Annotated in this window: 17 protein-coding genes; 10 read left to right on the plus strand and 7 right to left on the minus strand. The window is 38.1% G+C overall.

What is annotated here, in order from left to right; genetic code table 11:
• Nucleotides 1-2: 2 nt before the first annotated feature.
• The 6 genes from SKC36_RS02705 (at nt 3) to SKC36_RS02730 (ending at nt 10,775) form a co-directional block, all read left to right on the plus strand.
• Nucleotides 3-1,868 (plus strand): proton-conducting transporter transmembrane domain-containing protein, encoded by a 1,866-nt coding sequence (locus SKC36_RS02705; RefSeq protein WP_459464430.1) that lies wholly within the window; start codon nt 3-5, stop codon nt 1,866-1,868.
• A gap of 130 nt (nt 1,869-1,998) precedes the next feature.
• A complete protein-coding gene (locus SKC36_RS02710; protein ID WP_459464432.1) occupies nt 1,999-3,399 on the plus strand; it encodes a glycoside hydrolase family 30 protein in 1,401 nt (466 codons plus the stop codon).
• 2 nt (nt 3,400-3,401) lie between these two features.
• Nucleotides 3,402-4,772, plus strand: coding sequence for a Gfo/Idh/MocA family protein (locus tag SKC36_RS02715; RefSeq protein WP_459452995.1), 1,371 nt, complete (start codon nt 3,402-3,404; stop codon nt 4,770-4,772).
• 11 nt (nt 4,773-4,783) lie between these two features.
• Complete coding sequence (locus SKC36_RS02720) at nt 4,784-6,178, plus strand: sialate O-acetylesterase (RefSeq protein ID WP_459464434.1); 1,395 nt, start codon at nt 4,784-4,786, stop codon at nt 6,176-6,178.
• A 29-nt stretch (nt 6,179-6,207) separates the two neighbouring features.
• Nucleotides 6,208-8,688, plus strand: coding sequence for a PIG-L family deacetylase (locus SKC36_RS02725; RefSeq protein ID WP_459464436.1), 2,481 nt, complete (start codon nt 6,208-6,210; stop codon nt 8,686-8,688).
• Nucleotides 8,685-10,775, plus strand: coding sequence for a penicillin acylase family protein (locus SKC36_RS02730; RefSeq protein WP_459464438.1), 2,091 nt, complete (start codon nt 8,685-8,687; stop codon nt 10,773-10,775). Before SKC36_RS02725 ends, SKC36_RS02730 begins: the two co-directional genes overlap by 4 nt.
• A 410-nt stretch (nt 10,776-11,185) precedes the next feature.
• On the opposite strand, the gene SKC36_RS02735 is transcribed toward SKC36_RS02730, so the two are convergent.
• Genes SKC36_RS02735 through SKC36_RS02750 form a run of 4 tightly spaced genes read right to left on the minus strand, consistent with a single transcriptional unit; the run spans nt 11,186 to nt 15,042 of the window.
• Complete coding sequence (locus SKC36_RS02735) at nt 11,186-12,034, minus strand: 3-hydroxyacyl-CoA dehydrogenase (protein ID WP_459464440.1); 849 nt, start codon at nt 12,032-12,034, stop codon at nt 11,186-11,188.
• Between the two features lies 1 nt (nt 12,035).
• Entirely contained in the window at nt 12,036-13,061 is a 1,026-nt protein-coding gene (locus tag SKC36_RS02740) for a phosphotransferase family protein (RefSeq protein WP_459453000.1), read from the minus strand.
• Nucleotides 13,058-14,269: an acyl-CoA dehydrogenase family protein gene (locus SKC36_RS02745; protein ID WP_459453001.1), complete on the minus strand. Its 1,212-nt coding sequence runs from the start codon at nt 14,267-14,269 to the stop codon at nt 13,058-13,060. Before SKC36_RS02745 ends, SKC36_RS02740 begins: the two co-directional genes overlap by 4 nt.
• A gap of 5 nt (nt 14,270-14,274) precedes the next feature.
• A complete protein-coding gene (locus SKC36_RS02750; protein ID WP_459453002.1) occupies nt 14,275-15,042 on the minus strand; it encodes a glucose 1-dehydrogenase in 768 nt (255 codons plus the stop codon).
• A gap of 111 nt (nt 15,043-15,153) precedes the next feature.
• Here SKC36_RS02750 and SKC36_RS02755 point away from each other — a divergent pair, with 111 nt between their 5' ends.
• Complete coding sequence (locus SKC36_RS02755) at nt 15,154-16,125, plus strand: zinc-dependent alcohol dehydrogenase family protein (RefSeq protein WP_459453003.1); 972 nt, start codon at nt 15,154-15,156, stop codon at nt 16,123-16,125.
• Nucleotides 16,126-16,593: 468 nt separating this feature from the next.
• Here SKC36_RS02755 and SKC36_RS02760 read toward each other — a convergent pair whose 3' ends face one another.
• The 3 genes from SKC36_RS02760 to SKC36_RS02770 form a co-directional block, all read right to left on the minus strand.
• Nucleotides 16,594-17,778 carry an alpha/beta hydrolase family protein gene (locus tag SKC36_RS02760; protein WP_459464442.1) on the minus strand — a complete coding sequence of 395 codons (1,185 nt, stop codon included), beginning with the start codon at nt 17,776-17,778 and terminating at the stop codon, nt 16,594-16,596.
• A 22-nt stretch (nt 17,779-17,800) separates the two neighbouring features.
• Entirely contained in the window at nt 17,801-18,181 is a 381-nt protein-coding gene (locus SKC36_RS02765) for an iron chaperone (protein ID WP_459464444.1), read from the minus strand.
• Nucleotides 18,182-18,345: 164 nt separating this feature from the next.
• Nucleotides 18,346-19,191: a ThuA domain-containing protein gene (locus tag SKC36_RS02770; protein ID WP_459464446.1), complete on the minus strand. Its 846-nt coding sequence runs from the start codon at nt 19,189-19,191 to the stop codon at nt 18,346-18,348.
• 297 nt (nt 19,192-19,488) lie between these two features.
• Here SKC36_RS02770 and SKC36_RS02775 point away from each other — a divergent pair, with 297 nt between their 5' ends.
• The 3 genes from SKC36_RS02775 to SKC36_RS02785 are packed head-to-tail and all read left to right on the plus strand — an operon-like array spanning nt 19,489 to nt 22,792.
• Nucleotides 19,489-20,598: an alpha/beta hydrolase family protein gene (locus SKC36_RS02775; RefSeq protein ID WP_459464448.1), complete on the plus strand. Its 1,110-nt coding sequence runs from the start codon at nt 19,489-19,491 to the stop codon at nt 20,596-20,598.
• Nucleotides 20,598-21,803 (plus strand): MFS transporter, encoded by a 1,206-nt coding sequence (locus SKC36_RS02780; RefSeq protein WP_459464450.1) that lies wholly within the window; start codon nt 20,598-20,600, stop codon nt 21,801-21,803. The genes SKC36_RS02775 and SKC36_RS02780 overlap by 1 nt, the downstream gene beginning before the upstream one ends.
• Nucleotides 21,800-22,792, plus strand: coding sequence for a zinc-dependent alcohol dehydrogenase (locus tag SKC36_RS02785; RefSeq protein WP_459453009.1), 993 nt, complete (start codon nt 21,800-21,802; stop codon nt 22,790-22,792). The genes SKC36_RS02780 and SKC36_RS02785 overlap by 4 nt, the downstream gene beginning before the upstream one ends.
• Nucleotides 22,793-22,855: the final 63 nt, after the last annotated feature.

Raw genomic sequence — 22,855 nt, forward strand, 5'->3', positions numbered from 1 at the left:
TCATGCAAAATTACCTTCCCATATTTATTTTGATTCCTCTGGCAGGTTTTTTGATAAGCTTAGTCTTAGCCAAAAACGAAGAGAGGAAAATTTCCTTTACGGCCTTTGGAACTCTAGGAGTACAATTGGTTGCTGCCATTTTATTCGTTGTCAATTGGTTATTCTCAGGAGCTCCCGAATGGCAAATGAACAGTTGGATACTGTTTAAAAACAGTGACTATGTATTCCAGCTTGATTTTTTATTTGATTACATCACGAGTGTCTATCTAGTAGTAGGAGCTATACTTACCTTTTTGGTGACATTATATTCACGCTATTACTTGCATCGTGAGCCTGGTTATAAACGTTTTTTTAATACCACCTTATTCTTCTATTTGGGATACAGCATCACCATTTTAGCAGGCAATATGGAAACCCTGTTTATTGGCTGGGAAATGCTTGGAATATCTTCTTTTCTCCTAATTTCCTTTTACCGAGAGCGGTATTTACCCGTTAAAAATGCTGTCAAGGTATTTTCCATTTACCGCATTGGTGATGTAGGAATCATATTAGCTATGTGGGCGAGCCATCATCTTTGGCATCAAAACATTACATTTTCGCAACTAAACAATGCGGAATTGGTCCATGAACATTTGCAAACGCATAGCTTTATCGGAGTTTTTATCTCTTTGATGATTTTAGTATCTGCAAGTGCCAAATCAGCTCAACTTCCTTTTTCATCTTGGTTACCTAGAGCTATGGAGGGGCCTACTCCCTCTAGTGCCATATTTTATGGGTCTTTATCGGTACACATTGGTGTCTTTTTAATGTTAAGAACTTTTCCATTTTGGGAACATCAAATTTCCATTCGCATCCTTATTGCCTGCATGGGATTAACTACCGCGGTGATAACCACGGGCATTGCCCGAGTACAATCTTCCGTTAAGAGTCAGATTGCCTACTCATCCATTGCCCAAATTGGTCTTATTTTCATTGAAATTTCCCTTGGATTTGAAAAATTAGCCTTATTTCATTTTGCAGGGAATGCATTTTTGAGAACCTACCAGTTATTGGTTTCTCCTTCTGTGGTTAGTTACCTGATTCGGGAACAATTCTACCATTTTGAACCCAAGGATAAAACGGTGGAAAATTCCTTTCCAGAGAAAATCCAAAATACCTTATACCTGCTTTGTCTAAAGGAATGGAATTTGGATTCCATGATGTACCAATACTTATGGAATCCCATGAAATGGGCAGGAAATAAACTTAATTTTCTTACGGTGAAAAGATTGATCGGTATTTTTGTTCCTATTTTACTGGGCATCTTTATCATCAAGCAATGGAATTATTTTAACCAAGATTGGACGCGTTATATGCCCCTAATTCTTGGAAGCATAGGATTAATCTTTGTTTTTAAGTCATTCACGCAAAGAAGAAGCCTACGCTTAAGTTGGATTTTGGTCATTATCAACCACATCACCATTGCTTTAGCTATTTCGTTTAATGAAAGTTATGATAGTAAAGAAACATGGATTTATTTAAGTGGTATTTTACTAGCTGGATTAATTGGATATGCATGCATCATGCGACTATTCCGTTTGGAGGGGAAAATACTTTTAAATCGTTTTCATGGATTATCTGAGGAACATCCAAAAATTGCCTTGGTCTTTTTATTGGCTTGCCTTGGATTAACGGGTTTTCCTATTACACCTACCTTTATCGGAGAGGATGTTATATTTTCCCACATCCACGAAGATCAATTTGCTCTGGCAGGGGTAATTTCCTTAAGTTTTATTTTAGATGGCCTTTCTATCATGCGTATCTATGCAAGGATATTTATGGGGCCTAATTCCAAAACACATACTGAATTTTCTAACCGCTATTTTTAATCCAAATCCAAGTATTCCGTGTCACAGAGCGAACCCTCCGGGTTCGCTTTTTTTATTGAAAAATAGTAAGATAGAATTGAACAATTTCAAAATATGAATATCTTTAAGTTTACATTCTAATACATCGTTTATGAAGGTCATTAAAGCAAATCCAAAGGTCATTTGGATGCTTTTTGTTTTGTTACATCCTATTTTATGCCAAGGGCAATCCATTGAATCCTGGATTTCCTTTCCTGGAAATAAACAGATGTTTCAAAAAATGCCTAAGCTAGCATGGAAATCAGCAAGTAGTTCAAAACAGAATGAATCTGTGGTAGTGGATCCACAATCTCTTGATCAAACTTTGGATGGATTTGGCTATACCTTAACAGGCGGAAGTGCACATTTAATACAAGCGCTTGATGCCCAAACCAAAAAAAATCTTTTACGTGAATTATTTGGAAATAAGCCTCAACAATTGAATTTGTCGGTTATAAGGATAAGTATCGGTGCCTCTGATATGGATGAAAAAGTATTTTCCTATGATGATTTAAGCCATGAAAAAGAAGATATTTCCCTTAAGCATTTTAGTCTGCAAGAAGATCAAAAAGCTCTCATACCACTTTTAAAAGAAATCTTACAAATAAATCCCAAGATCAAGCTTTTCGCCACACCCTGGAGCCCACCAACCTGGATGAAAGATAATAAGGATTCAAAAGGGGGTAAATTATTAGTAGCCTACTATGATGTTTATGCCCGGTATTTCGTCAAATACATCCAGGAAATGAAGAAATTAGGCATATCTATTTACGCAATTAGCCCCCAAAATGAACCTTTGCATCCCGGAAATAATCCTAGCTTATCCATGAGCGCAGAAGAACAATTAGTGTTTATCCGAGATTATTTAGGTCCACAATTTCAAAAAAATGGCCTAGCTACTAAAATCATTTGCTATGATCATAATTGCGATAAACCAGAATACCCCATTCATATATTAAATGATCCTCAAGCTCGTAAATACGTAGACGGTTCTGCCTTTCATTTATACAATGGAGATATTAGTGCATTAGCACAGGTAAGGACAAAGCATACAGATAAAAATCTCTATTTCACTGAACAATGGACCGGAGTGAAAGGTGAATTTTATGGCGATTTTATGTGGCATATGAAAAACGTAGTTATTGGATCTCTGAATCAAGGTTCTAAAACAGCTTTAGAATGGAATTTAGCCAATGACCAAAACATAGGACCCCATAGTCCAGGAGGATGTACCGAGTGTTTGGGAGCTTTAACCATATACCAAGGCGTTCAGCGAAATGTGGCTTATTATATTTTAGCTCAAGCATCACAGTTTTTACCAGCAGGTTCTAAACGAATCCGTTTAAATTCCCCGTCTAAATTATCCATGGTAGCATTTCTTAGACCGGATAAAAAAATCTGTATATTGGTCCAAAATGAGATGAAAGAAAATCAACGATTACCTATTCAATATCAACATAAAACCATTGATCTTTCAATTCCAGGATCATCGGTATCAACTTTTTTATTCTAGCTATGAAAACATTTAACATTAATCGAAGACATTTTTTAAAAGGTGCCACTGCCAGTTTAGCCTTGTCTCAATTCGGTGCTTATGGCCTTGATTTAATTCATCCAGACAAACCATTAAGGGTTGCCTTAATTGGCACAGGTTGGTACGGGAAAAGTGATTTATTCAGACTCATTCAAGTAGTTCCGGTAGAAGTAGTGGCACTATGCGATGTCGACAAAAATCAATTAAACCAAGCCGGTAAATTAGTCAGTGAAAGACAAAAATCAGGTAAAGTTCCCCGTCTATATGGTGATTATAGAAAGCTGTTAAGTGAAAACGAATTGGATATTGTTTTGGTCGGTAGTCCTGACCATTGGCATCCCTTACAAATGATTGACGCTGTTAAGGCAGGAGCACACGTATATGTGCAGAAACCAATATCTGTGGATGTATTAGAAGGAGAGGCGATGGTTGCTGCAGCCCGCAAATATGGTAAAGTGGTTCAGGTGGGAACTCAAAGAAAAAGCACTCCCCATTTAATCCACGCCAAAAAAGAAATCATTGATAAAGGCCTTTTAGGTAAGGTAGCTCATGTGGAAATGTATTGCTATTACCACATGAGAAATAATGGGAATCCCCCAGTTCAGGCTGTTCCAGATTATTTTGACTATGATATGTGGACAGGACCTGCTCCTATGAGACCATATGACGGAAGCCCACACATCCGTTGGTGGAGAACTTTCAAAGAATATGGCAATGGCATCATGGGTGATATGTGTATCCACATGTTTGATACTGCTCGCTGGATGCTGGATTTAGGCTGGCCAAAACGGATTAGTTCCCAAGGAGGTATCTATGTTCAAAAAGAGGGCAAATCGAATATATCTGATACCCAATCGGCGGTATTTGAATATGATGGTTTAAACTGTGTATGGCAGCACCGTACTTGGGGTACGCCAAACGATCCAGAATATCCATGGGGATTAACCATTTATGGCGAAAAAGGAACTCTGCGAGCTAGCACCATGAAATATGACTTTACTCCAACAGATTCTAAGCAAAAAAGCTTACACATGGATGTGGTCTATGAAAAAGAAAAATATCCAGAGGATCTAACTGAAGAACGTATTGAGCTCAATGCTGCCCCAGCCACTCGTTTACATATGCTGGATTTTATAGCTGCTATTGATAAAAAATCTAAACCGATAGCGGATATAGGGGAAGGCCATATTTCAACAGCTAGTTGTTTATTAGCCAATGTTTCTATGGAATTAGGTGGCAGACCAGTTATTTATGACCCAAGTGCCAAAATTATTGTCAATGATCCACAAGCCACTGCATTATTGGCAAGACCTTACCGTGGGCCATGGAATAGAAATATGTTGAAATCATAAATTTATCTTACATGAAAAAGATTTTATATTCCGCTGTTTTATTGCTAGCCAGTTTTGTCAGTCGAGCGGATGTTCAATTACCTGCAATCATTGGAGACCACATGGTCTTACAACAAAAAAGTAAAGTGACTCTTTGGGGATGGACTACTAGTCCTACAGAGACCGTTAAAATAAATGTAGATTGGGATACCACCCACTTTAAAACCAAAGCCGTTTTAGGGAAGTGGAGCATTCAAATCCCTACACCAGCAGCGGGAGGAAACCATCAAATAGAGTTTCAAGGAAGCAAAAACACCATCAAAATTTCAGATGTGGTATTTGGTGAAGTTTGGGTATTTTCCGGCCAAAGTAATATGGAATGGAGTGGCGATCAAAACCTCCAAGAAACCTTGGATGAAATGCCCAATGCAGTCAATAAGGACATTCGCTTTTTCTACATTCCTAAGGCGACCTCATCTTATCCCCAAGAAGATGTAAGAGCACACTGGGTGGTTTGTAATCCCGAAGCCATGAAATCATTCTCTGCCATAGGCTATTTTTTTGGTAAGGAATTAAATCAAAAGTTAGGAGTACCCATGGGACTTATAAATTCCAATTGGGGAGGAACACCTGCTGAAGTATGGACACCGGAGGATGTACTAGCTAAAAAAAGTAATTTATGGGAAGCAGCTAAGCAATTGAGGCCCAATGCATTTTGGTCTGTATATCCTGGCTTAAATTATAATGCCATGATAGCGCCCATCACCCAATACACCATAGCAGGTGCATTGTGGTATCAAGGCGAAAGTAATGTGGGTCAATACAAAACCTATGCTGAATTAATGGAAACCATGATTGGCTCTTGGAGAGCCGCATTCAAGAATAATTTTCCATTTTATTTTGCACAAATTGCCCCTTACTCCAAGTACGGTGAGAATAACTTTGGCGCCAAATTGAGAGAAGCGCAAACTAAAAATTTGGCCATTGAAAAAACGGCCATGGTGGTGCTGAGTGATTTAGTTCCGGATGTAAGTAACATCCATCCAACTAAAAAGGTAGAAGTCGCACATCGTTTTGCTAGTTTGGCCTTGGTGAAAAATTATGGTCAAGAGGCCGGTCCAATCTTTTATCCTAAATATGACAGACATCGGGTAGAGAAAGGCAAAATCCGCATCTATTTTAGAGAATTAAATGGCAAATTAGTAGCTAAGGATGGTGATCCATCCCATTTAATGATTGCAGGAGAGGACCAGAAATTTTATCCAGCTCAAGGGAAAATCGATGGAAATACACTTTTGGTTTCTGCTCCAGAAGTTCCCAATCCAGTTGCTGTACGCTATTCTTTTAGCAACGACGCCATCCCTAATTTATTCAGCAGAGAAGGATTACCAGTCAATCTTTTCCGTACCGATAATTGGGATAATTAATCCAAACATACATAGCCTACCATCATTCCATGAAAAAACTAATTCTTTGCCTATTAGCCATAAGTAGTTTTCCCAGTTTTGCTCAACGTAGCAATGCTCAATTATATGAAGATTTACAATCTATCCAAGTGTTAGGAACCGTATTACACGTAGCCGCACACCCGGATGATGAGAGTACCCATATGCTGACATGGTTTGCTCAAGAGCAACATTGGGAAGCTAATTATTTCTCTTGTACAAGAGGTGATGGAGGTCAAAATTTGATTGGTGATGAACAAGGTGTACCCTTAGGTTTATTAAGAACCCAAGAATTGCTCGCAGCTCGTAGAATAGATGGGGCACATCAATATTTCTCACAGGCCTTAGATTTTGGATTTTCTAAATCCACTGATGAAGCACTTAGTACCTGGAATCATGATTTAATATTATCCAATCTAGTCTGGGTTATTCGAAAATTACAACCCGATATCATTTTCACTAGGTTTCCTCCAGATTCACGAGCTGGCCATGGCCATCATTCAGCCTCTGCGGCTTTAGCCATAGAGGCCTATGCTGCAGCTGCAGACCCTAAACGCTTCCCCGAACAATTAAGTCGAGGAGTACAAACTTGGCAAGCGAAACGTTTACTTTGGAATACTTTTCGTTTTCCAGGATCAGCAAATAATACCATCAATGAAAATCAATTTAAAATTCAAATTGGTAATTACCTTCCAGCTTTAGGAGTAAGTACTGGGGAATTGGCCGCCTTAAGCAGAAGTCAGCACAAATGCCAAGGATTTGGATTTGCAGCTGATCGAGGTTTAAGCACGGAGTATTTTGAAACCTTAGCAGGAGAGGCCCCTAAACAATATTTATGGGATGGTATTTCCACTTCTTGGTCCAGAATACCAGGTTCCGAATCTGTGGAAGCTCAATTAAAAGAAATCATTAAAAATTACCAATGGGAAAAACCTTATGCTAGCGTCAAGGCGATGATTGCCTTAAAAAAATCCATTGAGGCATTACCCAAATCCAGCTATCAACAAAAAAAATGGGTACAAGTCAATGATTGGATTTTAAAGGCTGCTGCTTTATATGTTTCTGGAACGACCCAGCAAAGCACCATTGCTACCGGAGATACGTTAAATTTTAAAACAGAAATCATTTTAAGAAGCCCTTTGAACTTGGAAAATGTACAGGTAAAAATACTTCAAAAAGATACCACTTTTACTGGTAAAATTAATACTTCGAGAAAGCTCACCTGGAATTCTAAAATTCCTGTAAATCAAGCATATACCCAACCTTATTGGTTACAAAAAGCACGAAATTTAGGGAATTTTGTTGTGGAAGATCCGCTTAAAATTGGACAAGCCGATGTGGACCCAGCTGTGAGTGTTCAAGTAAGTTTTCAGTTAGAGGGAGAAAGATTTCAAATTGAAAAAGCGGTTCAACAAATGTTTGTAGATCCAGTGAAAGGAGAAATTTATCAGCCCATTGCCATTACACCTAAATCGGTGTTTTCTTTAAGTTCTCAAGTACTGTTATTACCAAGTGGATCTAAGACAAGTAAAAGTACTTTGGTAAATATTACTGCCATGTCAGCTATTAGTCCGGGTAGCGTTCAAATTAAAAATGAATTAGGTGAAACCCTAGCTCAAATTTCCTTAGAAAAGGGGCTAAAAAAAGGAGAAAAAAGATCTTTTGGTATAACTTTTCAAGAAAGTGCCTTAAAAAAGATGGGCAAAATTCACCATCAATTGTCCTTGGCTTATACCACTGAAAAAGGGAATTGGATAGATTCATTGGAGCTACATACCATTGAATACCCCCATATTCCTACCCAGCGATACTTCACTGGGGTAGGTTTGGATATCATTCACAGTCCCATCGTGGCCAAAGGTAAACGCGTGGCTTATATAAAAGGAGCTGGAGATAAAGTTCCAGAGGCTTTAAATCAGATGGGTTACCAGGTCGACTTCTTGAAAGAGAGTGATTTGAAATTTGAATTGTTAAAGAAATATGATGCCATTGTAACGGGAATTAGAGCGTATAATACAGAGGATTATTTAGGAAATGCTCATCCAGAATTAATGAAGTATGTCGATAATGGAGGAAATTATGTGGTTCAATACAATACTGCTAGTTTTTTAGGTCCCATGAAATCTCAAATGGCACCATATCCATTTCAAGTTGGACGTAGTAGAATTACAAGAGAAAATGCTCAACCTGAATTTTTAATAGCCAGTCATTCCGTTTTCAATCAACCCAATAAAATTACGGTAGATGATTTTCAAGATTGGGTACAAGAACGCAGCATATACCTTGGTGAATCATCGGATCCACATGTTGAGTTCCCATTGGGTTTCATGGATCCTGGTGAAAAAATGGAAAAGGGAAATATTGCTGTTGCTCCTTATGGCAAAGGCCGATTCATTTATACTGGCTTAGTATTTTTCCGAGAATTACCCGCAGGTGTACCTGGAGCTTATCGCTTATTTGCCAACTTAATCAGTAACCCCAATAGTAAATGAAATTACGTATTCTAGGTTTAGTTTGTTTTATATATGTATGGATTGTTCAGGAAAATGTAAGTGCGCAAACTTATTCTTTCCCCATCATAAGAACGGAAAAAATTCAAATAGCGAGGGATTCCTATGGAGTCCCTCATATTTTTGCACCCACTGATGCCGAGGTGGCTTATGGGCTGGCCTGGGCACATGCAGAAGATGATTTCAAAACCATACAAACTTTAATTTTAACGGGAAAAGGTAAATTAGGGACCTACCTTGGAAAAAAAGGAGCGCCCGTGGATTATGTATTCGGACTACTTCAAACAAAGAAATTGGTAGAAGAACAAATTAGCTCCATGGATCCCCGATTCATTTTATTGATCAAAGGATACCTGCTGGGTTTACAAGCATATGCCGATGCCCATCCAAAAGAAATTTTAAATAAACATGTTTTTCCGATAAATGTAGAAGAATATTTATCAACCACGGTATTTTCAGTAGCCGTGTTTTGTGGTGTAGAAAGAACCTTACCTAAACTATTGAATGGCAGCATTGCCAACTTACCCGGATTTACGGGTGAAGGAAGTAATTCTTTTGCCATTCATTCTTCTAAATCAGAAAGTGGAGAAAATATGTTGGTGATCAATGCGCATCAACCGATAGAAGGTGCCACAGCCTTCTATGAAGCTCATCTTCAAAGTGAGGAAGGTTGGAATATGCTTGGAGGCTTATTTCCCGGAGCTCCTTTGATTTTTCACGGAACCAGCCCTAATTTAGCCTGGGCCCACACGGTTAATTTCCAAGATAAGATTGATGTCTATCAATTGAAGACAGATGCCAAGCATCCCAACATGTATCAAGTGGATGGAGAATGGTTGCCTTTAGAAAAAAGAAAAATCAAATTAAAAATTAAAGGATTGCCCATAAGTATTTCAAAAATGGCCTATCGCTCTATTTATGGCCCAACGGTTAAAAGTCCCCAAGGAGCTTATTTTTCTATGCGTTTGCCTTCATTGATGGATGCCAAAGCATTAGAACAATGGTATCACATGAATCGGGCTAACAATTTTACTGAATTCAAGAATGCTTTGGAAGAGAATCATTTGGCCATGTTTAACATATTATATGCAGATAAAGACAGCCATATATTCTATGTTTCCAATGGTAAAATGCCTTTCCGAAATCCAGATAAACAATACAATTGGTCATCCACCATTCCAGGAAATACCCGAGCTAGTTTATGGACCTCTTTTAAACCCTTTTCAGCATTACCACAATACCATAATCCCAAAAGTGGCTATTTGTTTAATACCAACCACTCCCCATTTTTAGCCACGGCGGAACAGGAAAACTTGAATCCCAAAGATTTTGATTCAAATGACGGATATGAACTTTATCATAATAACCGAAGCGCCCGAGCTAAGGAATTATTGGAAGGAGAAGAAAAAATCAGTTATGAAGAATTAAAACGTATCAAATTTGACCGCCAATTACCTAAGAAAATTTTATTTCCTTATGGTTATGCAGCTGATTCTTTGTTTTTATTGGATGCTTCAAAATACCCTCATATCAAACCTTTGGTAGAAAAATTACAAGCTTGGGATCATGTGGCCGCACCAGAAAGCCAAGGAGCTTTGATTTATTTGATGGCATATTACCATGTTCCTAAAATTATGGCCGGTCGACAAGATCAAAAATTGACTTCCAAGGAAGCAGTGCAAGTTTTTGAGTATATTCAAAAGACACTAATTCAACATTTTAAACGCACTGATGTAAACTTAGGGGATGTACAACGACTGGTTAGAGGAAAGGAAAATTGGCCACAGGGTGGAATGCCAGATGTTTTAGCAGCTGTAATGTCCGTGGAAATGGAAGGTGGAAAAAGACGAATGAATAGTGGGGATGCCTATATACAATTTGTTAAATTCCCGAAAGATGGAGGATTACCTTTCATCGAATCAGTCAATACCTTTGGAGCCAGTTCAAACACAGATAGTCCGCATTTTGCAGACCAAAGACCGCTATATCAAGCACAGAAAGTAAAACGCATGAGCCTAGACAAGAAAGAAGTTTTGGAACAAGCGAAGAGGGTGTATCATCCGGAGTAATCAATGTAGAATGAAGAATGGAGAATGAAGAATGGAGAATGGGGAATGGAGAATGGGGAATGAAGAATGGGGAATGAAGAATGGGGAATGAAGAATGGAGAATGAAGAATGAAGAATGAAGATTGAAGAATGAAGAATGAAGAATGGGGAATGAAGAATGGAGAATGGAGAATGAAGAATGGAGAATGAAGAATGAAGAATGAAGAATGGAGAATGGAGAATGAAGAATGGAGAATGAAGAATGGAGAATGAAGAATGGAGAATAGGGAATGAAGAATGAAGAATGAAGAATGAAGAATGAAGAATGAAGAATGGGGAATGAAGAATGAAGAATGAAGAATGGAGAATGAAGAATGGGAAAGTTTTACTACCAACTAATTGTACATTCTTCATTCTACATTCTACATTGATTAAGGTTTGTAAGTATAAAACCCTTCTCCCGATTTTTGGCCTAGTTTACCAGCATCAATATAAGTCTTTAATAGTGCCGCAAATGCCTTAGAATTAGCATCGGGTAATTGATGCGTTACGTGCCAAGCTGTATCTAGTCCAATCGAGTCTAAGATGGCAAAAGGTCCCATGGGTACATGAAAATTAACCATCCAAGATTTATCAATATCTTCTATCGAAGCCACCTCATTAACTAATAATTTTCCTGCGGCACCCAAAAAAGACAGCAGCATGGCATTAAAAATATAGCCGTGGTTTTCTTTTTTGACTAACACAGGAACTTGATTAAGCCTCCGCCCAAATTCCTCTAAGACGGAGATTAACGCTGTATCTGTGCCAGGATGAGGCATGATGTCCACAATTCTTGAATAAAAAACATCATGAAAATGAAAAGCACAAAAGCGGGCAGGTCGGCCCGTAAAAGAGGCCAAAGAGGAGGGAAGGAGATAAGACGTATTGGTAGTAAAGATGGTTTTTTCGGGGGCTATTTGGCCCATTCTTTCCCAAACTTTTTGCTTGATAGATAAATCCTCTGTTACTGATTCAGAAATAATATCAGCAGAAGCTACAGCCTCCTCATCATCCAATGTGTAGCTTAATCGAGCAAGAGCCAACTGAATAGCTTCGGTTGAATAAATTTTACTGGACACCAAACCTTCGGCAATCTTGTCTATCATCTTCTTGGACAATTGAAATGAAGCCTCATGGACATCATAGATTTTAACCTCAAAGCCTGATAAAGCTGCTTGAAAGCCAATGCGGCTACCCAAGGTTCCAGCACCTAAAATACATACTTGTTGGATTTCCATATTAAATTCGATGAGTTAAGATACTTTGAACAGCTAATTTCCCACATGCTTTAACCACATGGATTAAGGCAGCAAATCGTGGATCTGGTGCAAAACCTTGCACATGTCTTTGGTAGATTTGTTGGGCTATCACACCTACCTTAAATAAACCAAAAGCATAGTAAAAATGGATATTATCTACCTTCAAGGAACTATGCTGAGCATAATAATCAATGACTTGTTGCCGAGTAAAATTTCCCTCTGTATAGGACAAATTAAACATTTTTAAAATTTCGGGATCCTGAGCCTCCGCCCAATAGGCTAAAACTGTTCCTAAATCCATTAAGGGATCACCCACGGTAGCCATTTCCCAATCAAGTACTGCTTTGATTTCTGGATTTTCAAAACTGCTTAGGACCAAATTATCGTATTTAAAATCATTGTGGATAAATCCTACCTGTTCTTCCTTGGGCAAATGTTGTTTCAACCAATCAGCAAGATGATTCATATCTAAAATCTCCTCCGTCATTGCCTTTTCATAACGCTCTGCCCATCCATGAACCTGCCTTGAAACAAATCCCTCAGGTTTACCCAAAAGTCCTAAACCTGACTTTTCTAGTTCCAACTGGTGTAATTCAATTAAAACATCTAAAGAATGAGCCGATAGTTTTTGAAAAAAAGAGGGAGCCAAATCTAAACCCTCAGGCATTTTATTTCTTAAAATGGGCCCTTCGACATGTTCCATAATAAAAAATGGAGCATCCCAAATTCCTTCATCTTCACAACATAAAATGGGTCTAGGGATTTTCTGATAACCCGCCCTTTGCAATCCTTCCAAAATCCTAAATTCACGCACCATATCATGTGCCTTGGAAATTTTCTTTCCTAATGGTGGCCTCCTCAGAACCCATTTTTTACCTTGAGCTTCGATTCCAAAGGTCAAATTGGAAAACCCACCTTTAAATGGTTTTATTTGAAAATCAGATGCAGGAACATGTAAATGTTCCGATAAATAGGCTAATAAGGATGCACGCTGTAAATCAATCATCGATTGGCATAGGATTGAATAATTCTTTTGGCTAACACTGTCTTATGAACCTCGTCAGGACCATCATAGATTTTAGCCCCTCTTTCATGACGATACCAAAAAGATAATAAGGTGTCATCGGTGATTCCTAAGGCGCCATGTACTTGAATGGCCTTATCTATCACACGCATCAATACATTAGAAACATAAAACTTGATCGTTGAAATATCTTCTTTGGCAGCTTTGGAACCATATTTCTCTATGAGATAAGCTGTTTGTAAGACCATCAAACGGGAAGCCTTAATTTCAGCCGCGCTTTCAGCTATTCCATGTTGAATGCTTTGCTGTTCAGCCAATACATGATGTGGATTTAATTCCCTTGAAAGGGCTCTTTTGCATGTTAATTCCATTACTCGCTCACAGATTCCAATCCAACGCATGCAATGATGTATTCTTCCAGGCCCTAAACGCTCTTGAGCTAATGCAAAACCTGCTCCAGCTTCTCCAATTAAATTCGATTTGGGTACGCGGCAATCTTTAAATTCAATTTCAGCATGGGATAAATAATCTTCCCCAACATCACCCATGATGGGAATATTTCGGATAAGTCGATACCCTGGATTATCCAATGGAACTAAAATCATACTAGCCCTTTGGTAGGGATTGGTATTTTCAGGATCTGTTACCGCCATAACAATCGTAAAATGTGCTCCATCAGCGGAGGAGGTAAACCATTTATGTCCATTGATAACATATTCATCTCCATCCAACACAGCTCTGGTAGACAAGTGAATGGGATTACTCCCCGCATGTTCTGGTTCTGTCATGGCAAAACAAGAACGTATTTCACCTTGTTGCAAAGCATGCAAGTACTTGGCTTTTAGTTCTTCGGAAGCAAATCGGTGCATCAATTCCATATTTCCGATATCGGGAGCCTGGCAATTAAATACAAAATGGCCCAAAGGACTTAGACCCAGCACCTCAGAAATAGAAGCAAACTCCAAAAGGCTAAGACCTAGACCACCATCCTGTAAAGATAAATGGGGAGCAAACAAACCTGCAGATTTAGCTTTTCGCCTTAGATCATGTAAAGCAGGTAAATGAGCTTTAAAAGATCCATAAATAGCACCTTGCTCCAAGGGAAAAATATGCTGCTCAACAAATTGCCTATATTGAGGCAATAAAGTAGCAACCCGATCAGAAATAAATAAATGAGGTAGAGCTTCCATAATGTTTAAATGGTAAATCCGCCATCGGCAGTTAAAACGGTACCTGTTGTATAAGAAGATGCCTCAGAAGCTAAATAAAGGGCCGCAGCAGCTATTTCCTCAGGTTTTCCTACCCGTTTGATCGGTAAGCTTTTCATCATGTGTTTTAAGATATGTTCATTATCCCATAAGGCTTCCGAAAACTTTGTCTTGATTAATCCCGGACAAATAGCATTTACTCGGATACCATGCTCGCCCCATTCTTTGGCAAATACTTCAGTCATGGAAATTAATGCCGCTTTACTGACACTATATATTCCTAAACCAGCCTCTGGCGATAATCCACCAATGGATGAAATATTAATGACGGAAGCAGCATCTGATTTTTTAAGATAGGGAAAACAAATTTTCATCAATTGAAATGGAGCCTTTAAATTAACCTCTATGATTTTATCAAAAGCTTCCAAGCTGGTATCTTCCACTGGACCAAAAACCGGATTAGTGGCGGCATTATTCACAACAATGTCTAATTGTCCGTATAAATCAATGGTTTGATCCACCAAAGCTTGTAATTCATCCATATGACCTACGTGACAAGCTACCGCTTCTACCGATAAACCTTTTTCGCGAAGCTCCAGTGCCATTTCATCCAAAGACTCTTGTTTTCTACTACTTATAACCACTTTAGCGCCAGCCTGGGCAAATGCCTCTGCTATACTTAAACCAATTCCCTTGCTCGCACCAGTAATTAATGCCACTTTCCCTTCTAGGGAAAACAATGTAAATGGATACATAAAATATTGTTTTGTTAAGAAACAATTTAAGCATTCTAAGCTAAATTTAGGTGGGCTCTCCAAGTTTTTTTTTATATTCCTTTTTTATTTCCGCTTTTAAAATCCAACCGCATGAAACAAGTTATTTTTGAACAAACTGGATTACCCAAAGATGTCCTTAAGCTAGTTGAATCCCCTATGCCTGAACCGCAACCTCATGAGCTTAGAATAAAGGTTGTAGCTAGGAATATCAATCCATCTGATATCATGTTTATTCAAGGATTATATGGTATTCAGCCTAAATTACCTTGTAGTGCTGGCTTTGAAGCCGTTGGACTTATTGAAACAACAGATAGTAATCAATCATATCCCATAGGTACTCGCGTTATATTTACGGCTATAGGAACTTGGAAAGAATATGTATGTATTCCTGTCAATTCGGTTATTCCGGTGCCTACTAATATGAGCAATGAAATGGCTTGTCAGGCTTTCATTAATCCCTTAACGGCTTATGCCATGTTGGAAGCCAGTGGATTGAAAGAGGGAGATAAATTATTGATAACTGCCGGAGCCTCGGCATGGGGGAAATTGGTGATACAGATGGCCAAGCAAAAAGGTATTTGGGTGGCAGCTACGGTTCGCCAAGCTGCTCAAAAAAGACATCTTTATGATTTAGGGGCAGATTTAGTAGTTGATACAGAAAATGAAAAAGTAAGCAAGATCATCAAAGAAAAAGCTCCTCAAGGGGTTCAAGCCATTTTTGATGCTGTGGGTGGACAACTTGCCGCTCAAATTTTAAATTGCCTTGAAATAGGAGGGACCATGCATGTATTCGGTTTATTAAGCTTAGAAAACATTCCATTAAATTCGGGTTTACTAATCTTTAAAAATTTAAGCGTAAAGGGCTTTTGGTTAACTAGTTGGATGGAAAGTCTTAGTTCTGAAAAGCGGTTTTCGGCCATTAAATCGGTATTTGAACACTTAGCTAAAGAAAGTATTCAAATGGATGTGCCTACTACCTATCCATTAGAGAATTTTCAAGAAGCCATTGAGGCTTATCAAACTCCAGGGAGGAATGGGAAGGTGTTGATTGTTAGTGATTAGGGGTTAGTTGTTAGGGATTAGGGTTTAGTGATTAGGGATTAGTTGTTAGGGTTTAGGGGTTAGGGGTTAGGGGTTAGGGGTTAGGGGTTAGGGTTTAGGGGTTAGGGTTTAGGGGTTAGGGTTTAGGGGTTAGGAGTTAGGGGGTAGTCTTGAAATATATTGATCAAAAAAGTCAATTTATATGAAAGCATTACCATCGTTTCAAGCACACATTAAACAATAATAACTAATCACTAAACCCTCATAACTATATTCCCCTCATAACTATACTCTAATCACTAAACCCTAACAACTAATCCCTAAACCATAAACCCTCATAACTATACTCTAAACACTAAACCCTCATCACTATACTCTAATCACTAAACCCTCATAACTATATTCTATTCAATAAACCCTAATAACTATATTCTAAACACTAAACCCTAACAACTAATCCCTAATCACTAAACCCTAATCCCTATTCACTTACAAAACCGCCATCACCGCATCGTCACCTTGTAGGGCATTGGATGGCAGAGGATGTTGAGCATTGAAAACACGAAGTTCTTGATTGGTCAATATGACTGATTTATTTTCATCTACTTCTCCTTTTTTATTCAAAATCAGACTCATATCCAGGTTCAAGTGCTTGGCTAAGAATGGGTATAGGGCTAATCGCTTGTTTATACCATAATCATGAACATCTTTGGCTAAATGAACATTTTCAACTAAAGTATCTTTCTGGTATAAGGAATAAATATGTTGTATAAATGGAAATTCAACTTGAGGGGTATTCTTGGTCCAATCGGCTCCATCGGAAATCAATAACATAGGCCTTGGAGCTGTTAAAGCAGCAATTTCTACGTTATTCGTTTGATAATCACCTTTCTTATGAATAGGCATGCCGCTTTCACAATTGCACCCTCCAAAGAAATGAGCCGAAACCATGACACAGGGAACGGCTACTTTAATCCGACTGTCGATCGCTGCCAATAAAAAGGTTTGTGTACCACCACCCGATTCACCCGTCATAGCAATTCGTTCAGGATCTACTTGTGGAAGACTCAGAAGAAAATCCAATGCGCGTGTGCCATTAATAGTCTGTAATTTTAAAGACTTTTTGATGTTGTGTGAGCATTGCTGTGCATCTCCATACCCTAACATATCATAGGTAAAAACAATAGCACCCATTCGGGCAAGCGTAGCACAGCGGCGCTGTGTTTGTTCTCTAAACCTACCTTCTGCTGCTCCATCATGCCCATGGGTACATAATATTCCTGGATACGATTTTCCAGCAACTAATTCAGCTGGGCGATACAGGTTTCCTGTCACATAAAATCCTGGAATACTTTCAAAGGCTACATTTTCAATGGTATAGCCATTATATTCCTTTTTACTATGAATAATAGGCGTAGATTTAGGCGCTATAGGCATTTTATTCAATTCCATGCCTGCTTTGATTTGCTTTCGTATTTGATCGGAGCGTTTATTCCAAGCTTTAAGATTCTGGGGTTTATGCTGTTCCAAAAACGCCTTTCCTTCGGCCTCTGTAAAATAGCCTCCACGGCAAAGTTCTGGTTCATCACCTGCCCAGGACCAACTTGAAGGAGAGAAACTTAAGGCACCTAAAGCTAGGCTGCTTGATTGTAAAAAATGTCTACGATTGATCATATGATAAAATAGGTTTAAAATGCTAGGTTAATTTATTCTTTTGAAACTTGAGTTCCATTTCTAGAATTCGGTATTGGACCATTTCCTGGATTAATTGAATAGGTAAATCTTTATTCATTGGGAATTGAATGGTACCCTTAGACATGACATAATCTGTTGATTTATCCTGAAATGCTTCAATACAACTTGCATGAGGAAACAAACTAATATGTTCTTTAAAAGCTCCAAAGTAGAGTAAAATCTTCCCTTTCCACTTGAAAGCCGGCATATAATATGAAATTACTTCCAAGGCGTCTGGGAGCAATTGCTTCACTATTTTACGAATAGCTTGTAGTCGCACTTGTTTATCCGAATCCTGAAACTCAATATAATGGTCTACTGATAGATAAGTAGTTTTATCCATGATTAAATTTTTCCAAAAAGTAGAAAAATATTTGACAATTAATATCCTTATACCTGGAAATAATCACCTAAACCTTTAAAATAGAAAAGAAATAAAAAAAGATTCATTAAAAAGAATGATCGCTCAAATCTTAATATTTTGTCAAATATTAGAAATTTTCCGTACTATTTGTCAAATCTTAATTGATCATCTTTGCCAGTGGAAAAAGCCTTATTGAAATCAATTCCTTTGAATTGACTTGCCACATATTTAATCCCTTGCAAAAGGTGATTTCGGTAGGATGGATTTTGATAATCCGTTTTAGAATGCCCCAAGGTAGTCACCCAAATATTCCCCCCTTGAAAGTGTTGAAACCAAACCGCTGGGAAATAATCACCAAATGTACCTACATGCTTTTGAATTAAATCCGATTGCTTTTTATCCAAGCTACGCACATCATGCATCATCAAAACTTGAATGCCCGGGTACATTTCTCTACCAAAATAACATTCATCTTCTTTTGTCCAAACAGCGGGTATACCTTCCATAGATGGATGTTTAGGATTGATATTGATTAAAGAAAAGGACTGGAAATTGGCATGCCAAGTAAATGTTTCACCTACCATTGATTTAAACCATGACCATTTTCTTTCGGTACCGGTAACGGAATGAACCCCGACAAAACCTCCTCCAGCTTCAATATACCTTCTAAATGCCAGGCGCTGCTCATCAGTGGCAAACACGTCATTGTTGGTACTTGTAAAAATAATCAAGGTGTATTTTTTCAAATTTGCTTCTGCAAAAACAGTAGGGTCGTCGGAAACATCCACTAAAAACTTATTGGCTAGTCCTAGATCTTGTATGCAAGCTACAGCCGAAGGAATATTATCATGGACATAGCCCACTCCATTTTTGGTATAGACCAAAACCCGACTGTTCTTTAATGAATTCTTTTGAGCCCAAAGGGGTGTCCATGTGGAAATCGAAAAGAAAACAAGCAAAAAAAGACCTAAAAAGACTGATTTTTTCATAAATAATCCCAATCAAATAAAATGTGATAGATGTATAATCCTTAAAACCCAATTTGAGTAATTTCTTACTCAAATTTCAGATAAGGAAAGTTAAGCTAAATATTAATAGCTAAAAAATAAGCTGGAATAAACTGAGCTATCAATTCCAATCCAAAAAATGCTCGGTAATTTTGGCTGTGTATTTGGACTGTATTCATTTATTTTCAGGAATTAGAATTAGAAAAAATGGGAGAAAATTTGGTAATTTAAAAGTTTGAAACCGAATAATACCATCAAATACTTAATCCAAAATTAACCATGAAGGTAATCTTATTAACCTTATTAGTCAGCTTTTCTCTCTTTGGCCAAATTGAAAAAAAAGATGTTGGGGTCCTAAAAGGAGGGACATACCAAATATTAATTCCTACTAATTGGAATAAAAAATTAGTCATGTATGCCCATGGCTACCAGTTTCAAGGTCAAAAGCCCCAAGATGCCAACCTCGGATTAGATAAACGCTTACAAGTCATTTTAGATCGGGGTTTTGCCATAGCAGCCTCTGATTACCCTGATGTTGGTTTTGTATTACCAGAAGGTATAGATGCTACAGAAGAACTACGACAGGCCTTTGTCAAAAAGGTAGCTAAACCTGATTCAACCTTCATGATGGGACATTCCATGGGAGGAGGAATTACTTTAGGAATCATGGAAAATTATGGAGAAAATTACCATGGTGCTCTTCCATTATGTCCATTATCTTCTAGGCCATATTTACAGTGTAGAAAAGAATTTGATATGTACGCTACCTTCAATGGGCTATTTCCTGGAATTATACCCAGTTTAAAAGAAATTTTTGATGTAAACTCATCTGTGGGATATGTCAATTTAGCCCAAGCTGGACCTAAAATTGGTCAAATCATGAAAGCTATCATGGAGAAGGATTCTGTATTGGCAAAAGCATTCGCCAAGCGATTTGACTTAAAATTAAAGGATCTTGGAGGTTCCTTATTTTTTAATCAAAATGTACTCCGGGATTTAGCCATCCGATTCGGAGGAAATCCATTTGATAACCTCCAAACGGTCTATTCAGGTTTTCCGGATAATTTATTAACGAACCGGCTAGCAGAAAGATTAGTGGCAACTAAAAATCCCAACCCATTATTTTCCAGATATGATCGTACTGGCAATATCAATAAGCCTGTATTATTAGTGCATACGATTTATGATCAATTGATTCCACCGACTTACGCAGTGGTGAATTACGAAAACATGGTGCACCAGCAGCAAAAAGATCAGTATTTTATTGTGAAATACACCAATGGGCAAGCTCATTGTGCCTTTACAGCCCAACAAATGGCAACATCATTTGACACATTAAGGAATTGGGTAAAAAAAGGAATTAAACCGCAAGGAGGATTTTTAGAATAATGAAAGAACAAAAAATAAGTAGCAGTGATACCCCCATGTCTGCATTTCAGGTATTAATGGTGGCTTTGTGTTTTTTAATGAATTTCAATGATGGAATAGATGTACTTATTGTTTCATTCTCTAGTTCCGAAATCATTCGTGAATTTGGTTTATCAAAAGCTGAAATGGGTTATATTTTTAGTGCTGGTTTAGCAGGAATGACCCTAGGTTGCTTTTCTTTAGCTCCCTTAGCAGATCAATACGGCAGAAGAAGAATATTTATTATTTCATTGTTTATGATTAGTGTGGGGATGTTTGGGGTAGCATTTGCAGATGCTTATGTACCGATTCTCGCTTGGCGATTTCTAACAGGTTTGGGAATTGGAGGTATTTTACCCACCATTGCAACCACGGCTGCCGAGTATTCTAACGACAAATACCGAGATTTCAATGTTGGCTTAATTCAAGCTGGATGGCCCATTGGTGCTATTCTTACAGGATTAATTGCTGCTGAAATTATTCCTATGAAAGGTTGGCACTATGCGTTTTTTCTGGCGGGTTGTTTTTCAGCCTTCATGACAGCTTTGGTCTTTTTTGTGATGAAAGATTCGGAAGAATTTAGGAGTAAAAAGACGGAAGAACAAGGGGTTAAAGTTTTGTTGACAGAAGAATTTAAACCCAATACTTGGCGACTTTGGTTGGCTGCATTTTTTGGTTTTATGACTTTATATACTGTTATGAGCTGGGTACCCACCATTGCAAAAGACGCAGGTATGCCCTTCGAATTAGCCACCTATGTGGGTATTTCACTCAATATTGGAGCAGCAATTGGTTCATCCTCTATTGGTGCTTTGGGTTCAAAATTTGGATTAAAAAAGACTCATTTCATTTATATGTTGGCAGCCTTTACTGTCATGCAATTGTATGCCTTTTTGACATTAAATACCCTACTCATATTTATTTTGGTGATGTTCATCGGTGTTTTTGCCCAAGGAGGTTTCAATGGAATTTGGCCTATACTTTCACGTATTTATCCGACCTCCATTCGAGCTACAGGAGTGGGATATACGGTGGGTATTGGTCGACTAGGTGCCATTTTAGGTCCAGCCATATTCGGAATCTTATCAGATAGCCAAGTTGGAAACACTTTATTATTTGTCTTATTTTCTTTACCACTATTGGTGATGGGGTTGATTATTCGAACCTTACCATCTGAAAAACTATGAATGCTGCCGTTTTAGAAAAACCCCATCAATTAAGCCTTAAAGAATTCGACAAGCCAATTCCCAAGTCGAATGAGGTTTTAATCCGTTTAAAATCAACTGGCATTTGTGGCTCAGATGTACATTTATTTTTGGGTGATCGAAGCTTAGCTGTACCTACCGTTTTAGGCCATGAAGGATTGGGGCATATCGAAGAATTGGGAACTGAAGCACATGGTTTTTCTATGGGTGAACGAGTAGTCATTGAGCCCAATATTCCCTGCGGAGCTTGTCGATTTTGCCTACAGGGAAAAGGCAATATTTGTCCAAACAAGCAAGTTTTGGGCGTTAATTCACCTGGATGTTTTGCGGAGTATATCTGTATTGATGCTAAATTTTGTTGGAAAATACCTGATGGCATTTCCGATCAAGATGCGGTTTGCATTGAACCTCTTGCCGTGGCAGTACATGCATTACATTGTTGTTCCGCCAAATCAACTGAAAAAATAGCCATTTTTGGATTAGGGGCCATCGGACTTTTATTATGTCAATTGGCCTTAAGCAAAGGATTTCAGGTATATGTAAAAGATTTAAACGAGGAAAAAAAAGCCATGGCCATCGCCATGGGAGCCAAATCTTTACCAGAAGAATCATTAGCATCATTTTTATATGATCAGGAAGTAGTCGCCATTTTTGATTGTGTTGGTGTAGCCAAAGCCACTAATTTAATCTTAGAAACAGCTCCAAGAGGCTCCGAAATTATTTTAGTAGGATTAGCTAATGAATTGGCACAATTTGTACCATTAAAAATTGCCCGGGAGGGTATTTCCATATTACCTTCTATCATTTATGACCATCCTAGTGACTTTGCGGAAACCATCGACTTGATTGCTCGAGGTGAAATTCATCCAGGAAAAATTATTTCTGGTCGCTTTCCTTTAAACAAAATTGGTAAGGCAATGGAAATGGCGGTGAGTGGTAGAGCCACCAAAGTAGTGGTAGATATGTACTAAGTTCAATTCAATCCATCATATTTTAATTTTTGATTAAAAAGGGATCTACTATTTTATTAGCCA

This window comes from Aquirufa sp. OSTEICH-129A, assembly GCF_054558355.1.

Bases quoted from the DNA above. Each gene is read 5' to 3' on its own strand.
- SKC36_RS02780 (WP_459464450.1), top strand. From the start codon at position 20,598: ATGAAAGAACAAAAAATAAGTAGCAGTGATACCCCCATGTCTGCATTT.
- SKC36_RS02705 (WP_459464430.1), top strand. From the start codon at position 3: ATGCAAAATTACCTTCCCATATTTATTTTGATTCCTCTGGCAGGTTTT.
- SKC36_RS02720 (WP_459464434.1), top strand. From the start codon at position 4,784: ATGAAAAAGATTTTATATTCCGCTGTTTTATTGCTAGCCAGTTTTGTC.
- SKC36_RS02725 (WP_459464436.1), top strand. From the start codon at position 6,208: ATGAAAAAACTAATTCTTTGCCTATTAGCCATAAGTAGTTTTCCCAGT.
- SKC36_RS02765 (WP_459464444.1), bottom strand. From the start codon at position 18,181: ATGGATAAAACTACTTATCTATCAGTAGACCATTATATTGAGTTTCAG.
- SKC36_RS02785 (WP_459453009.1), top strand. From the start codon at position 21,800: ATGAATGCTGCCGTTTTAGAAAAACCCCATCAATTAAGCCTTAAAGAA.
- SKC36_RS02710 (WP_459464432.1), top strand. From the start codon at position 1,999: ATGAAGGTCATTAAAGCAAATCCAAAGGTCATTTGGATGCTTTTTGTT.
- SKC36_RS02740 (WP_459453000.1), bottom strand. From the start codon at position 13,061: ATGATTGATTTACAGCGTGCATCCTTATTAGCCTATTTATCGGAACAT.
- SKC36_RS02760 (WP_459464442.1), bottom strand. From the start codon at position 17,778: ATGATCAATCGTAGACATTTTTTACAATCAAGCAGCCTAGCTTTAGGT.
- SKC36_RS02730 (WP_459464438.1), top strand. From the start codon at position 8,685: ATGAAATTACGTATTCTAGGTTTAGTTTGTTTTATATATGTATGGATT.
- SKC36_RS02735 (WP_459464440.1), bottom strand. From the start codon at position 12,034: ATGGAAATCCAACAAGTATGTATTTTAGGTGCTGGAACCTTGGGTAGC.
- SKC36_RS02715 (WP_459452995.1), top strand. From the start codon at position 3,402: ATGAAAACATTTAACATTAATCGAAGACATTTTTTAAAAGGTGCCACT.
- SKC36_RS02745 (WP_459453001.1), bottom strand. From the start codon at position 14,269: ATGGAAGCTCTACCTCATTTATTTATTTCTGATCGGGTTGCTACTTTA.
- SKC36_RS02755 (WP_459453003.1), top strand. From the start codon at position 15,154: ATGAAACAAGTTATTTTTGAACAAACTGGATTACCCAAAGATGTCCTT.
- SKC36_RS02770 (WP_459464446.1), bottom strand. From the start codon at position 19,191: ATGAAAAAATCAGTCTTTTTAGGTCTTTTTTTGCTTGTTTTCTTTTCG.
- SKC36_RS02750 (WP_459453002.1), bottom strand. From the start codon at position 15,042: ATGTATCCATTTACATTGTTTTCCCTAGAAGGGAAAGTGGCATTAATT.
- SKC36_RS02775 (WP_459464448.1), top strand. From the start codon at position 19,489: ATGAAGGTAATCTTATTAACCTTATTAGTCAGCTTTTCTCTCTTTGGC.